The following is a 13635-nucleotide window of genomic DNA, read 5'->3' as shown; positions in this document are numbered from 1 at the left end:
GCGCTTCGTCCCTCGCCCCCTCCGTCATGGCGCTGATAGCGCCGCGCCTCCTCCCTCGCGAAGCGGGGGAGGAGCTTGGTGGCTCAAACTTTCCGGAACTTGCCGCCCTGGCTGGCGATCAGGGCCAGGGCCCATTCGTCGGGAATGATCTTGGCCAGCACGGCGATGGCCTTGTTGGGCGCGCCGGTGACGCAGACCGGGCGGTTGGCCTCGGCGGCCTCGTAGCCGGCGGCGGCGACCTCGTCGGCGCCCAGCCACATCCAGGACGGCAGGCTCTGGCTGACCTGGGCGCGGGTGCCGTTGACGTCGTGGAATTCCGACAGGGTGAAGCCGGGGCAGAGGGCGCTGGCGTGCACGCCGTTGGCCAGGTTCTCCAGGTGCAGGCTCTGGGAGAACTTCACCAGGAAGCTCTTGGTCGCTGCATATAGGGTGTGGCCCGCCGAACCGGGGGCCAGGCCCGCCAGCGAGGCGACGTTGACGATGCGTCCGAACCGGCGCTCGACCATGCCCGGCAGCACCTTGTGGGTCATCTCGCAGACCGAGGTCAGCATCACCTGCAGGAAGGCCGACTGGTCGGCCCAGCTGGTCTTGTCAAAGGTTCCGGGCAGGCCGTAGCCGGCGTTGTTGACGAGGGCGTCGATCTCGCGGCCCTCGGCGGCGATCGCCGCCAGCACCGCGTCGACGCCGCCGGGATCGGCCAGGTCGGCGGCGATCGCATAGGCCTCGACCCCGAAGCGCATCCGGATTTCGGCCGCCAGGGACTCCAGCCGGTCGAGCCGGCGGGCGGTCAGGGCCACGTCGTAGCCGTGGCTGGCGTAGATGCGGGCGAAGGCGGCCCCGATGCCGGCGGAGGCGCCGGTGATCAGGGCGAGGCGGCGGGCCATGTGGTCGAAGGTCCTGCAAGCAAAGCGTCACAGGAGTCGAGCACGCCCGCCGATCCGGTTCAAGCGGGGCGGAGGAACGACCTGGGGGAGGGCGGGGTCGGTCGTTCCTCCGCGAAGGCGCGCCCTCGGGGGAGGGGTAGGGCGCGCCCGATAGCCTGGTTCTTAGGCCGCGTCGCTGAGCGCCGGTTGGGCGCCGCGGGTCCAGCGGACGGCAGCCTCGGCCACGCGCACGCCCAGCAGGCGGGCGGTCTCGCGGTCGCCGGCCGGCGGGGTGATCTCGGGCGAGGCGTTGTCCGACTGGGCGGCGACGCCGACGAACGAGCCCACGCGGTTGATCGTCTCCGGGCCGCGCTCGGCGGCGGTGACGGCCGGCGGGGCGATGCCGAGGTTGATCCAGTTCATGCCGTGCTGGGCGGCCAGGATCGTCAGGCTGGCCAGGGCGTGGCCCTTGTCGCCGGCGAAGCTGTGCGAGTTGGTGAAGCCCGCGGCCAGCTTGTCTTTCCAGCCGCCCGTGAAGAACACGGCCGAGCTGGCGTCGGCGAAGACTTTGAACACGCCCGAGACGTCGCCCATGTAGGTCGGCGCGCCGAACACGACGGCGTCGGCCTCGGTGATGGCGTCGAGGATCGGCTTGAAGTCCTGGGCGGCGCTTTCGATCTGCAGCAGGACCGGGGTCTGGCCGGCGTCGCGGACGCCTTGCGCGACCTTGTCGGCGAGGACGGCGGTGTGGCCGTAGCCCGAGTGATAGACGATGGCGACCTTGGTGGTCATGGCGGTGGTCCCCTCAAGGAGAATGATGTTGCCCGAACAGGAACTGTATCGGTAGCGATTACGTAATGGCGTCCATCGCCGGCGCCAGGGGATCAGCAACAATTTCGGGTGCAGTTTTTCTGCGGGAGGCTTTCAGGTGCGCTCGGGCGAGGGTCGGTTCGCTCTGGAACGTCGGTCCGAAAAGCCTCAGGCGCTCTTCAGCACGGCCTCGCGCTCGGCCGGGTCGGCCAGCAGGTCGGCCACGGAGATGCGCGACAGGCGCTCGGCGGCGGCGGCGTCGGCGGCGATCAGGGCCGCGCGGACGGCGTCGGGGATGCGGGCCCCGACCGGGCAGCCCTTCACCCCGGGCGGGGCGGTGCCGAGATTGGCGCAGCCGTGAACGGCCCGCAGCACGGTGTCGAGGGTGATGTCCTGGGCCGGCTTCAGCAGCCAGGCGCCGCCGTTGGCGCCGGCGCGCGCGCCGATCAGCCCCGCCTTGCCGAGCATGGCGGTGACGCGCCGCACCACCACCGGATTGGTGGGGACGGAGGCCGCGAGTTCGGCGCTGGCCACGGCGCGGTCGGGGCTGAAAGCCTCCTTGTGCGCCAGATAGGCCAGGGCGTGAGCGGCGACGGGGAACTTCTGACTGTCGGACATGATCTTCTGTAAGTCCGGAACGTAAGGGGGGAACGCGTGCGTTGAAACAAAAACCATCAGGCTCGCGGCCTTAAGGTCACGATTGAACCCGGATCGGATTGGGTGTATCGCGCGCCGCTTGATCGATATGGGGCTTCGCGCGAGATTTTCGAGGGCGCGGTCCCGGAGGGATTGAATGGCTTCCGAAGCCTCCGGCGTTTCGAACACTGAGAACGCCTCCGTCGCGGCGTGCGACATTCCCCAGCAAGCGGGCTCCGCCAATGGTCACGGTCCCAAGGGCCATGGCACGTTCGCGCTTGCGCTGGGCTCCGTCGGCGTCGTGTTCGGCGATATCGGCACCAGCCCCCTCTACGCCTTCAAGGAGGCGCTGCATGCGTCGGCGGCCGACGGGGTGACCCGCGCCGAGATCCTGGGCGTGGTGTCGCTGGCCCTGTGGGCGCTGATCCTGGTCGTGACGATCAAGTACGTGCTGTTCATCATGCGCGCCGACAACAAGGGCGAGGGCGGCGTTCTGTCGCTGATGGCCCTGGCTCAGCGCGCCATGGGGCGACGCACCGCGGTGGTGTTCGGCCTGGGCGTGATCGGGGCGGCGCTGTTCTACGGCGACGCGGTGATTACCCCGGCCATGTCGGTGCTGTCGGCTGTCGAGGGCCTACGGACCATTCCCGCGCTTGAGCACAGCATCACCACCGAGATGGTGCTGATGATCGCCACGGTCATGCTGCTGGGCCTGTTCTTCATCCAGAGCCGGGGCACGGCCAAGGTCGGGCAGCTGTTCGGTCCGGTCTGCGCCGTGTGGTTCACGGTGATGGCCGTCCTGGGCGTCTACAACCTGCTGGCCCATCCCGGCGTGTTCCGTTCGATCAACCCCTACTATGCGGTCCACTTCCTGCAGCACCACGGCATGGCCGGCTTCATCGTGCTGGGCGCGGTGTTCCTGACCGTGACCGGCGCCGAGGCCCTGACCGCCGACATGGGCCACTTCGGCCGCTGGCCGATCCAGGCCGCCTGGCTGTTCTTCGTGCTGCCCTGTCTTGCTCTGAACTATCTGGGCCAGGGCGCCCTGGCGCTGAACACGCTGATCGAGGCTGAGCGGGCCGGCGTACCGTTCCCCGAACTGAACTGGTTCTTCGAGATGGCGCCCGACGTGCTGCGCCTGCCGCTGGTGATCCTGGCGGGCGCCGCCACGGTCATCGCCAGCCAGGCGGTGATCACCGGCGCCTTCTCGCTGACCCAGCAGGCGATCCAGCTGGGCCTTCTGCCGCGCATGGACGTGCGCCGCACCTCGGAAACCCAGTCGGGCCAGATCTTCGTGCCGCAGCTCAACACCATGCTGCTGCTGGGCGTGCTGGCGGTGATGTTCACCTTCAAGACCTCGTCGGCCATGGCCCACGCCTATGGCCTGGCGGTGACCGGCACGATGGTGGTGACCACGACCATGGCCTTCATCGTGATGCGTCAGCTGTGGAAGTGGCAGTGGCCGGCGGCTCTGGCCTTCCTGATCCCGTTCATGACGCTGGACCTGGTGTTCCTCAGCGCCAACGCCCTGCGTTTCTTCACCGGCGGCTGGCTGCCCGTGCTGATCGGGGCCGCGCTGTTCACGATCATGGCCACCTGGGTGCGCGGCAGCCAGATCCTCAGCGAGAAGACCCGCCGTGACTCGGTGCCCCTGGCCGACCTGATGGAGATTCTGAGGGCCCGCGCGCCGCACCGCGCCCCCGGCACGGCGATCTTCCTGACCTCCGACCCGGACATGACCCCGGTCGCCCTGATGCACAACCTCAAGCACAACAAGGTGCTGCACGAGCGCAACGTGGTGCTGACCGTGCGCACGGCCGAGACGCCGCGCGTGCCCGAGGAGGACCGGATCAAGACCTTCAAGGTCAACGACGACTTCAAGAAGGTCGAGATCTACTACGGCTTCATGGAAAGCCCGAACGTGCCCAAGGCGCTGGCCTTGCTGCGCAAGCAGCAGGGGCTGAAGTTCGACATCATGGCCACCAGCTTCTTCCTCGGCCGCCGTTCGATCGTGCCGTCGGCCAATTCGGGCATGCCGCTGTGGCAGGACCGGCTCTACATCTTCCTGATGAAGAACGCGGCCAACCCGACCGACTTCTTCAAGATCCCGCCCGGCCGCGTCGTCGAGCTCGGCGCCCAAGTAACCGTGTAAGGCTGACTGCGTAGATGGATATTCTCGGCGTCATCGGCGACGTGCTCTGGATCCTGGCCCTGTCGATCATGGCCGGGGCCTCGCGCATGGCCTGGGGCAAGATCCCCAAGGGCGAACCGACCCCGGTGGCCTGGTCGCCGAAGGGCGACACCCTGCTGCGCCTGCCGCGGGGGCCTGCCCTGGTGCTGCTGCCGACCGGCGCCTTCGCCATCAGCCTCTACCTGCTGGTCGAGAGCCGCCAGGCCGACGACCTGTCGCTGTCGATCATCATGCTGGGCCTGCGCGCCACCCTGGCGGCGATCTTCGCGGTCATCCACCTGACCCAGGTGCGGCGGGCGCTGAACCAGCTGGCCGAAGAGGGCAAGATCCGGCTCTGAGGCCGCTTGCCGACCCCGTTGTTTCCCTCGTCGCAAAAGCGCGCTAAACGCCCCGCGACTTTGTGTTTTCGCCTTCGACAAGGACCCCCGACATGGCCCAGAAGCCCGTCAAGAAGGTCGTGCTCGCCTATTCGGGCGGTCTCGACACCTCGATCATCCTCAAGTGGCTGCAGACCGAGTACGGCGCCGAGGTCGTGACCTTCACCGCCGACCTCGGCCAGGGCGAAGAGATCGAGCCCGCGCGCGCCAAGGCCCTTGCCGCCGGCGTAAAGCCCGAGAACATCTTCATTGAGGATGTGCGCGAGGAGTTCGTGCGCGACTTCGTGTTCCCGATGTTCCGCGCCAACACGGTCTACGAAGGCCAATACCTGCTCGGCACCTCGATCGCCCGCCCGCTGATCGCCAAGCGCCAGATCGAGATCGCCCGCCAGGTCGGCGCCGACGCCGTCAGCCACGGCGCCACCGGCAAGGGCAACGACCAGGTCCGCTTCGAGCTCGGCTATTACGGCCTCGAGCCCGACATCCACGTGATCGCCCCCTGGCGCGAGTGGGACTTCAAGTCGCGCGAAGCGCTGCTGGAGTTCGCCGAAAAGCACCAGATCCAGATCGCCAAGGACAAGCGCGGCGAAGCGCCGTTCAGCGTCGACGCCAACCTGCTGCACTCCTCGTCGGAAGGTAAGGTCCTGGAAGACCCGGCGGTCGAGGCCCCCGAGTTCGTCCACATGCGCACTATTTCGCCTGAGGACGCGCCGGACGCCCCGACGGTGATCACGATCGACTTCGAGAAGGGCGATCCCGTCGCCATCGACGGCGTGGCGATGAGCCCGGCCACCCTGCTGACCAAGCTCAACGAGCTGGGCCGCGACAATGGCGTCGGCCGACTGGACCTGGTGGAAAACCGCTTCGTCGGCATGAAGTCGCGCGGCGTCTACGAGACCCCGGGCGGCACCATCCTGCTGGCCGCCCACCGCGGGATCGAGAGCATCACCCTCGACCGCGGCGCCATGCACCTGAAGGACGAGCTGATGCCGAAGTACGCTTCGCTCGTCTACAACGGCTTCTGGTTCTCGCCCGAGCGCGAGATGCTGCAGGCCGCCATCGACTACAGCCAGGCCAAGGTCTCGGGCCGCGTCCGCGTGAAGCTCTACAAGGGCAACGTCACGGTCATCGGCCGCGAGAGCCCCTACTCGCTGTACGATCAGGACCTGGTCACCTTCGAAGAGGGCAAGGTCGCCTACGATCACCGCGACGCCGGCGGCTTCATCAAGCTGAATGCCCTGCGACTGCGCGTGCTGGCCAAGCGCGACCAGCGCGGCTGAGGCGCATCGCAGCGTCGATCAGGAACGAGCCCCGCCGGAAACGGCGGGGCTTTTTCTTTGCCCGCCGGCGGCGCTTGTCGCCATGATTGCGCCGTGAGGCCTTGCCACCTTTACGGCATGGGTGGAGGGCGGTGATGATCCGGACAGGCCTGTTGGCGGTGGTGATGCTGGCGGCGACGCCGGCCCTGGCGCAGGGGGCGACGGTCGTGGCCCAGGCCCGGGCCGATGCAGAGGCCCTGGTCGCCAGGGAGGCGCTGATCCAGGAGCTGGGCGGCATGGGCGCGGTCGACCAGGCCACGCGGGTGACCTTCCTGAAGGCGCGCAAGACCGCCTCGCCCGAGGATCGCCAGGCGCTCGACGAGATCTGGGCTGAGCACTACGAGCCGATCGACCGCAAGCATACCGAGCGGCTGAAGGTTCTGCTGGCCGGACGCGGCTGGTTCACGCCCGAAGAGGTGGGGCAGCGCGCCGCCGACGGCGCCTTCCACATCGTCAATCACTCGCCGGACCTGGCCTTCCAGAAGGAGGCCCTGGCCAAGATGGAGCCGCTGGTCGCAGGGGCGCGCGCCCAGCGGCTATCCCAACCTCTATGACCGCATCGCCGAGCAGGAGGGGCGGCCCCAACGCTACGCCACCCAGCGGGCGCGCTGCGTCGAGGGGCGCCACGCCATGCCGGACAATGTCGAGGATCCCGCCGGCCTGGAGAAGCGGCGCGCCGCGCTCGGGCTGCAGGCTATGCCCGAGTATCTCAAGGGCCTGGACAACATGTACGGCCGATGCGACCCGCCGAAGGGGTAGGGGGAAGCGTACATTTAGCCCGTCATCCCGGCCGAAGCGTAGCGGAGAGCCGGGACCCAGGGGCCGCCGCATCGGGCCGGCCGCGTCAAAGGCGCTGGCGTAAGGCGTTCAGCCCAGTCCCCCTGGGTCCCGGATGAGCGCTGCGCGCTTTCCGGGATGACGGTGGGGGGAGACACTTTATGCCGCCGGCGTCGTCGGCTGCACCAGGTTGGGCGCGATGTTCACGCCGGTCTTGTTGTAGATCACCCAGCCGACCACCTGGAACACGGTGTTGAGCAGGGTCTGGCCCAGCGCCAGGGTCATGAACTTCGTGAACTGGATGGTCTGGTTGAAGGCCAGTTCCTGGTTGTGGAGGATCATATCGGCCGCCTGCGGCGTGATCTGGTGGTTGGCCAGGGCCGTGCGGGTCTGGATCGTCGCCTCGGCCAGGCTGCGCAGATAGCCGGGCACCACGGTCTTGTTGGCGTTCCACCAGTCGGTGGCGGTGTCGCCCAGCTGCTGCTCCAGCACGGAGACCAGGCTGTCGACGTCGTCGACCTGCAGGGTGGAGAAGTCGATGCTCATCGGGCGCCTGGCCTCACTTCATGGCGGTGACGGCCTTGGCCGCCTGGTCGCAGCTGACCATCATGGCGGTGGTCGCGCCGGTGTTGGGGACGATCCCGGCCAGCTGGTGCAACTGGGCCAGGCCCTGGACCTGGGCGCTGCAGCCCTTGATCAGCGACACCTCGGCGTCGATGGCCTTCTGGGCGGGCTTGGCGGCGTAGGGCTGGGTGGCGGCGCGCACTGCGGCCACGGCCAGGGCGGCCTGGATGTCGGCGTAGGTCTCGATCTTGCCGGGATAGGTGGCCTTGTCGACGTAGAGGCCCATCTCGGCCTCGGCCGCCAGCTTGGCCACGCCCTCGTAGGCGGTGGTGATCTTGCTATCGAGGGTGGGGTCGTAGGGCGGGGCGAACACCGCGCAGCCGCCCAGGGACAGGGCGCAGACGAGGCCGATCAGCGGCCGTCCCATGGTCTCCAGCATTTGTCCCCTCCCGAAGGCCGCCAGGGTGGCGCCGCTCCGGGAGGGGCTCAAGCGCTAAGTTGAGATTCGGCGTAACGCGCCTTTGTGGCGAGCGTCAGCCCTCGCAGCCGGCCGGCGGGCCGTCGGCCTTGGAGGCGGCGATCTCGGCCTTGGCCTTTTCAAGGTCGGCGGCGAAGGCCGGGTCGGCGTGCAGGCGCGAGACCATCACCCCGCCCAGCAGGCGGCCGGCCTCCAGGTCGCTGGGGAAGTGCACGCCGCAGATCACCCGGCTGTCGCCGAACGCGCGGCCGCGGGCGGCAAGCTGGGCGGCGCGGTCGGGGACCAGTTCGGCCAGGACGAGGCCCCACGACCAGCCGATCAGGGCGTGGCCGGAGGGATAGGAGCCTTCGGTCTCGATCCACTTCTCGCGCGGCACGCAGATCGGCTTGTCGTTGCCCACCGGCGGACGGGGGCGAGAAAAGGCCTGCTTGGCCGGGCGATAGATCGTGCCGGCGTCGTCGGTCATCCGCAGCAGCAGGTTGGCCAGGGCGGGGGTCTTCTCCGGGCTGATCGTCACCTTGGCCGCGCAGGAGAAGCTCTTGAAGCCATTGGCCCCCGACAGGTCGGCATCGGCGATCGCCTTGTCCCAGGCCGGCGTGCCGGCCAGCTTGCGGGTGTCGTCATAGGCGGCGCGGTCGGCCTTGCCGCGCGGCGAGTTCGGCGCCGGCGGCGGGCCGACGATGCCCGGCGCGTCGAACGGCTCGGCCAGGGTCAGGTAGCCTTTGGGCGGCTTGGTCCAGGTCGTCGAGCCGCCGGCCTGGGCGTAGGTCCCGGCTGGAGTCTGGCCCGAAATGGGCGCGCAGGCGGCCAGAAGCAATGCGGCGGAAATGGGGGCGCCGACGAGGGCGAGCGACGAAAAACGCATCATGAAAAGCCCGAAGTGAGGTCGTCCGGACACAGAGCTAGACGACTTGGCCGCGTCAAGCGAAAGCGGATTGACGAGCGGATATGTTATTTCATAACGCAATCTTCGCCGCTCCCCCGGCAAGCTAGGATTTTCCGTCCATGACGCGTTCCATGGTCCGTCGCCAGGCGCTCGCCGCCGCCAGCCTCCTCGTTCTCGCCGCCGCCGCGCCCGCCTGGGCCGCCGATACGGCCGCCCCCGCCGCCGAAACCGATCCTGACGCGGTCTCGCAGGTCGTTGTCACCGCCGCCCCCTACGCCGTGTCGCTCGACACCGTGACCAGCAGCGTCAACGTCGTCACCCGCGACAAGCTGGACGTGGCCCCGCCCGCCGGCCTGGGCGACGTGCTCAACGGCCTGCCGGGCCTGCGCTCCACCTTCTACGGTCCCGGCGCCTCGCGTCCGGTGATCCGCGGCCTGTCGGGCCCGCGGGTGATGGTGCTGCAGAACGGCGTCGGCCAGGTCGACGCCTCGGCCCTGTCGCCCGACCACGCGGTGGCCTCCGACCCGGCCGAGGCCTCGCGCATCGAGGTGCTGCGTGGCCCCTCGACCCTGGCCTATGGCGGCTCGGGCATCGGCGGCGTGGTCAACATGATCGACGACCGCGTGCCCTCCACCCGGGCCAGCGCGCCCGTCGAAGGCCGGGTAGCCGGTTCGATGTCCAGCGTCGACAGCGGCTGGGGCGTCAGCGGCGCGGCCAAGTTCAACGCCGGCCCGCTGGTGTTCGCGGTCGACGCCGTGCACCGCGAAAGCGACGACTACGACGTGCCGGTGGCTCCGGTGTCCTCGCGCCTGGCCGCCCGCGACGGCCTGACCGTCGATCCCGACAAGACCGTGCGCAACACCGACGTCGAGATGGACGCCTACGGCGCCGGCGTCTCCTACGTGCACGACCGCGGCTTCGTGGGCCTGTCGGTCAAGCGCACCGACACCACATACGGCGTGCCCTACGCCCAGATCCTCAGCCCCATCGACCCGGACGCCGAGGGCCCGGTCTCGATCCATCTGCAGCAGACCCGCTACGACCTGCGCGGCGAGCAGGAGCTCGGCACCCCGTGGTTCGAGAAGGTGCGCGTCTCGATCGGCCACGCCGACTACCAGCACGCCGAGGTCAGCGTCGAGGACGGCGAGGTCGGCACCCGCTTCCTGTCGGACGGCACCGAGGGCCGCGTCGAGCTGGTGCATCGCGAGCATGACGGCCACCAGGGCGCCATCGGCTTCCAGGCCCTGACCCGCAGCTTCGAGGCGATCGGCGACGAGGCCTTCGTGCCCAGCGTCGACATCAAGGAGTACGGCCTCTTCACCCTGCAGCGCTTCGATCGCGGCGACTGGGGCGTGGACGCCGGCCTGCGCTTCGACACCCGCTCGCTGGAGACGGCGACCCAGAAGCGCGACTTCGACAACGTCTCGGCCTCGCTGGGCGTGTTCTACAAGCCGGCCGAGCACCAGTTCGTCGCCCTGACCCTGTCGCGCAACGGCCGGGCCCCGACCGAGTTCGAACTGTTCGCCGACGGTCCGCACCCCGGCACCGGCGGTTACGAGAAGGGCGACGACAGCCTCGATTCCGAGACCGTCACCTCGCTGGAGGCCACCTATCGCTGGACCGGCCCGCGCCTGCGCGTCGAGGGCCACCTGTGGGGCGCCTGGTACGACAACTTCATCGAGGAGGCCCCGACCGGCGAGGTCGAGGACAGCCTGCCGGTGTTCCAATACTTCCAGACCGGCGCCAAGTTCCACGGCGCCGAGCTTGAGGTCGGCTACGACGCCTGGCGCGGCAAGGACCAGTCGGTCCGCCTCGAAGGCGTTGCCGACTATGTGCGCGGCGAGACCGATATCGGCGTGCCCGCCCGCGTGCCGCCGTGGTCGCTGACCGGCCGCGCGATCTGGACCGCCTCCAATGTCGAGGCCGAGCTGGAAGTCCGTCACGTGGCCGAGCAGGACCGGGTGGCCGACTTCGAGCTGCCGACCGACGCCTACACCACCGTGAACCTGCGGGTGACGGTCAAGCCGTTCGAGGACAAGCCGCTGCGCTGGTTCGTCGACGGCCGCAACCTGACCAACGAGGAGGTGCGCGAGCACGCCTCGTTCCTGAAGGACATCGCGCCCTCGCCGGGTCGGTCGATCCGCACCGGGATCGCCTGGAAATTCTAGGCCGAACCGCCCCGCGGCCCTCGCTCCAGACGCGAGAGCCGCGGCGGCGTTTCCCCGCCCGGACGTGTCGATTGCCGGGATATCGTAGATCGGCTAGAAGCGCTGACCACCTAAAGGCCGCCTAGAGCGATAGAGCGTCCGTTCTTCTTTAGCCCTTCTGTAGAGCTTCTTATGGAAACGACCCAGTCCGCCGGCGGCATCACCGGCAACGTCCTCTTCTACTCCACGCCCGAGCCGCTGAACCGCGACCTGCACGGCAAGCTGGCGCTGGTCCACCAGGACAAGCCCTACGCCTTCGCCGCCGCCGGCACTGCCGTGCCGCTGACCGTGACCGAGTTCGGTCCGGCCGGCCTGTCCTACCCGATCATCTTCGCCGGCGAAGAGCGCACCCCGCTGGCCGTCATGGGTCTGAACCAGGGCGAGAACCTGTTCATCCACGCCGACGGCTCGACCGAAGTCGGCGTCTACATCCCGGCCTATGTCCGTCGCTATCCGTTCGTGCTGGCCAATGACGAGACCCAGGGCCGCATGATCGTCTGCATCGACCGCGCCTCGAGCCTGCTGTCGGAAGCCGGCGAGACCCCGCTGTTCGACGCCAAGGGCGAGCCGACCGAATACACCCAGAACTGCATCAAGTTCTGCGACGACTTCGAAGTCGAGCGCCGCCGCACCGACTCGTTCGTGCAACTGCTGAAGGACAACGACCTCTTCGAACTGAAGACCGCCACCTTCACGCCGGCCGGCCCCGACGGCCAGCCGGGCGAGCCGCAGGTCGTGGCCGAGTATTACGGCGTCTCGGAAGAGAAGCTGAACGCTCTGCCGATCGAGAAGCTGAAGGAGCTGCAGACCTCGGGCGCCCTGGCCCAGATCTACGCCCACCTGGTGTCGCTGGTCGGTTGGGATCGCCTGATCGCCATCACCATGTTCCGCCAGGCTCAGGCCCCGGCCGCCAACCTCAACTGAGGTCCGGCGTAGGGACAAAGAAAGAGGGCGGCGGATCGCAGGATCCGCCGCCCTTTTCATTTGGCGCGTCTTCTTATGAGCGGCGCGTCAGTGCACCGACACCGGCGCCAGTTCGTGGGCGAGGGCGGCGGCCATCGCTGAGTCGCGGTCGGTCAGCACCGCCAGGCGGGCGCCGTCGGCCCGGCATACCGCATAAAGCGTCTGGTCGGGCGCCAGGTCGAAGTCCTCCACGCCCTCGGGGGCGTCGGCGAGGATCTCGGCCGCCTTGATCGGGCGCACATAGACCAGGTCCGGCGCGCCCAGCGCGGCGAAGGCCTCGGTCGAGAAGAACGGCGTGTGCGAATTGGGCGTCATGTGACCACCTCCTTCGATAGGGGAACGCTCCGAAGTCCCTGCGGTTCAGGCGGTGGGAGCGTAAGTGTTGCGCAAGGGCTCAGCCCTGCGAGCGGATGGGGATGCGCCTGACCTGGCGCTCGGGCGGCGGGCGGGCGACGTCGACGTGAAGAAGGCCGTGCTCGAGGGTGGCGGCCGAGACCTCCATGCCCTCGGCGAGCACGAAGGTGCGGACGAATCCCCGGGCGGCGATTCCCCGGTGCAGATAGGCGCGCTCGGCTTCGGTGCGGGCCTCGCCCTCGCGGCGTCCGGCGACCACCAGCTGGCCGCCCTCGACGGTGACCTGCAACTGGTCGGGCGAGAAGCCGGCCACGGCCAGGGTGATGCGCACCCCCTCGTCGGTCTGTTCGACATTATATGGCGGATAGCTCTCGCCGGCGGCCTTGGCGGCGCGCTCGATCAGGTCTCGGGTGTGTTCGAAGCCCAATAGGAAGGGGCTGTCGAACAGGATCGTCCGGGTCATGCGAAGTCCTTACGCATCAAAGCGACTTCGTTCGCGAAGGTCCGGGGCCCTGCAGCGGCGCCCCGGGTTCGCGATCGTCCCATATGAAGTGGCGACGCGCCTGGCGGGGTTCAAGGCGCAGATTGGCGGGGCGAAGCCGGCGCGACGGTCCGTCGCGGGGTGGAAAACGCCAGGCCTGCGCCAAGACCTGTGCCAAGACCTGTGGATGCGTGCGGGTTGATGCTTGTCATCATCCGGTCACAGGCCTATATGCGCTCCTCCTCGGAACGGCGCTGACGAAGACGCTCGGAACCGGGGCCGAAAGGCCCTTGCTTCGTATGGATCTCATCGCTAAGTTCCGCGGCCTCAATCGACTCGGGCAGCTGGATTGCCGACGGCCTATGGCCTTCGGGAGGGAGCGCTTTTGTTGCTTTTGGAGGGCTTCGGTTCTTCGGAAGTTTCTGAAAAGAGTTGGTTGACGAGGATTGGTTGTTTCAATAGAAGCGCCGCCTCGTTCATCGGGATCGAAGAGTTCGCAAGAATTCGGAAGTGCTGATGAAGAAGTCGAGCAGAGCTTTCTTAGAAAGAATTGCTTGACAGGGTTTGGTGGTTTCTTTAGAAGCTACCGGCTCGCTGGACTGGGAACTTTCCTGGTTTGGCATCGGGTCGAAAAGTTTTGAAAAAAACGATTTGACACGGAATTCGAGGTTAGCTAAATAGCCGCCTCCGCCGACACCGGGCGCTAAACGGTGGGGCCGCTCCTCGGTG

The 13635-nt window shown here is 68.2% G+C and carries 16 protein-coding genes and 1 pseudogene; 8 read left to right on the top strand and 9 right to left on the bottom strand.

The window, feature by feature from the left end:
* Nucleotides 1–83: 83 nt before the first annotated feature.
* The 3 genes from ACODR1_RS13730 to ACODR1_RS13720 form a co-directional block, all read right to left on the bottom strand.
* Nucleotides 84–884, bottom strand: a complete 801-nt coding sequence (locus ACODR1_RS13730) for an SDR family NAD(P)-dependent oxidoreductase (protein WP_488880941.1) — start codon at nt 882–884, stop codon at nt 84–86.
* A 162-nt stretch (nt 885–1046) separates the two neighbouring features.
* Nucleotides 1047–1655, bottom strand: a complete 609-nt coding sequence (locus ACODR1_RS13725; protein WP_488880940.1) for a flavodoxin family protein — start codon at nt 1653–1655, stop codon at nt 1047–1049.
* Nucleotides 1656–1841: 186 nt separating this feature from the next.
* Nucleotides 1842–2291, bottom strand: coding sequence for an Rrf2 family transcriptional regulator (locus ACODR1_RS13720; RefSeq protein ID WP_101720319.1), 450 nt, complete (start codon nt 2289–2291; stop codon nt 1842–1844).
* Between the two features lie 175 nt (nt 2292–2466).
* Here ACODR1_RS13720 and ACODR1_RS13715 point away from each other — a divergent pair, with 175 nt between their 5' ends.
* From ACODR1_RS13715 to ACODR1_RS13690, 6 genes are all read left to right on the top strand, one after another.
* Nucleotides 2467–4461 carry a potassium transporter Kup gene (locus ACODR1_RS13715; RefSeq protein ID WP_488880939.1) on the top strand — a complete coding sequence of 665 codons (1995 nt, stop codon included), beginning with the start codon at nt 2467–2469 and terminating at the stop codon, nt 4459–4461.
* A gap of 14 nt (nt 4462–4475) precedes the next feature.
* On the top strand, nt 4476–4838 hold the full coding sequence (locus ACODR1_RS13710; RefSeq protein WP_488880938.1) for a hypothetical protein: 363 nt from the start codon (nt 4476–4478) through the stop codon (nt 4836–4838).
* A gap of 92 nt (nt 4839–4930) precedes the next feature.
* Nucleotides 4931–6157, top strand: coding sequence for an argininosuccinate synthase (locus ACODR1_RS13705; protein WP_488880937.1), 1227 nt, complete (start codon nt 4931–4933; stop codon nt 6155–6157).
* A 134-nt stretch (nt 6158–6291) separates the two neighbouring features.
* Nucleotides 6292–6750, top strand: a complete 459-nt coding sequence (locus ACODR1_RS13700) for a DUF6624 domain-containing protein (protein WP_488880936.1) — start codon at nt 6292–6294, stop codon at nt 6748–6750.
* Nucleotides 6751–6826: 76 nt separating this feature from the next.
* On the top strand, nt 6827–6955 hold the full coding sequence (locus ACODR1_RS13695) for a hypothetical protein (protein ID WP_488880935.1): 129 nt from the start codon (nt 6827–6829) through the stop codon (nt 6953–6955).
* The gene (locus ACODR1_RS13690; protein ID WP_488880934.1) at nt 6934–7092 is read left to right on the top strand and encodes a hypothetical protein; all 159 of its coding nucleotides are present in this window, start codon (nt 6934–6936) and stop codon (nt 7090–7092) included. Before ACODR1_RS13695 ends, ACODR1_RS13690 begins: the two co-directional genes overlap by 22 nt.
* 40 nt (nt 7093–7132) lie before the next feature.
* On the opposite strand, the gene ACODR1_RS13685 is transcribed toward ACODR1_RS13690, so the two are convergent.
* The 3 genes from ACODR1_RS13685 to ACODR1_RS13675 all read right to left on the bottom strand — a co-directional run bounded on the left by ACODR1_RS13685 (nt 7133) and on the right by ACODR1_RS13675 (nt 8883).
* Nucleotides 7133–7519, bottom strand: a complete 387-nt coding sequence (locus tag ACODR1_RS13685) for a hypothetical protein (protein ID WP_488880933.1) — start codon at nt 7517–7519, stop codon at nt 7133–7135.
* A gap of 13 nt (nt 7520–7532) precedes the next feature.
* Nucleotides 7533–7976 (bottom strand): hypothetical protein, encoded by a 444-nt coding sequence (locus tag ACODR1_RS13680; RefSeq protein ID WP_488880932.1) that lies wholly within the window; start codon nt 7974–7976, stop codon nt 7533–7535.
* A 94-nt stretch (nt 7977–8070) separates the two neighbouring features.
* Entirely contained in the window at nt 8071–8883 is an 813-nt protein-coding gene (locus ACODR1_RS13675) for an acid phosphatase (protein ID WP_488880931.1), read from the bottom strand.
* A gap of 149 nt (nt 8884–9032) precedes the next feature.
* Here ACODR1_RS13675 and ACODR1_RS13670 point away from each other — a divergent pair, with 149 nt between their 5' ends.
* Both ACODR1_RS13670 and ACODR1_RS13665 read left to right on the top strand, forming a co-directional pair.
* Nucleotides 9033–11069 carry a TonB-dependent receptor gene (locus ACODR1_RS13670; protein ID WP_488881042.1) on the top strand — a complete coding sequence of 679 codons (2037 nt, stop codon included), beginning with the start codon at nt 9033–9035 and terminating at the stop codon, nt 11067–11069.
* Nucleotides 11070–11240: 171 nt separating this feature from the next.
* On the top strand, nt 11241–12032 hold the full coding sequence (locus ACODR1_RS13665; protein WP_101718684.1) for a SapC family protein: 792 nt from the start codon (nt 11241–11243) through the stop codon (nt 12030–12032).
* A gap of 87 nt (nt 12033–12119) precedes the next feature.
* Here the strand turns inward: ACODR1_RS13665 and ACODR1_RS13660 are convergent, their stop codons facing one another.
* From ACODR1_RS13660 to ACODR1_RS13650, 3 genes and pseudogenes are all read right to left on the bottom strand, one after another.
* On the bottom strand, nt 12120–12386 hold the full coding sequence (locus tag ACODR1_RS13660; protein WP_488880930.1) for a DUF1150 family protein: 267 nt from the start codon (nt 12384–12386) through the stop codon (nt 12120–12122).
* Nucleotides 12387–12465: 79 nt separating this feature from the next.
* A complete protein-coding gene (locus ACODR1_RS13655) occupies nt 12466–12888 on the bottom strand; it encodes an Hsp20 family protein (protein ID WP_488880929.1) in 423 nt (140 codons plus the stop codon).
* Nucleotides 12889–13382: 494 nt separating this feature from the next.
* Nucleotides 13383–13635, bottom strand: a pseudogene (locus tag ACODR1_RS13650) (hypothetical protein); the annotation flags it as partial.

Source organism: Caulobacter sp. FG7 (assembly GCF_057808875.1).
The sequence above is the reverse complement of the archived record's forward strand: the minus strand, read 5'-3'. Positions and strand labels throughout refer to the sequence as shown.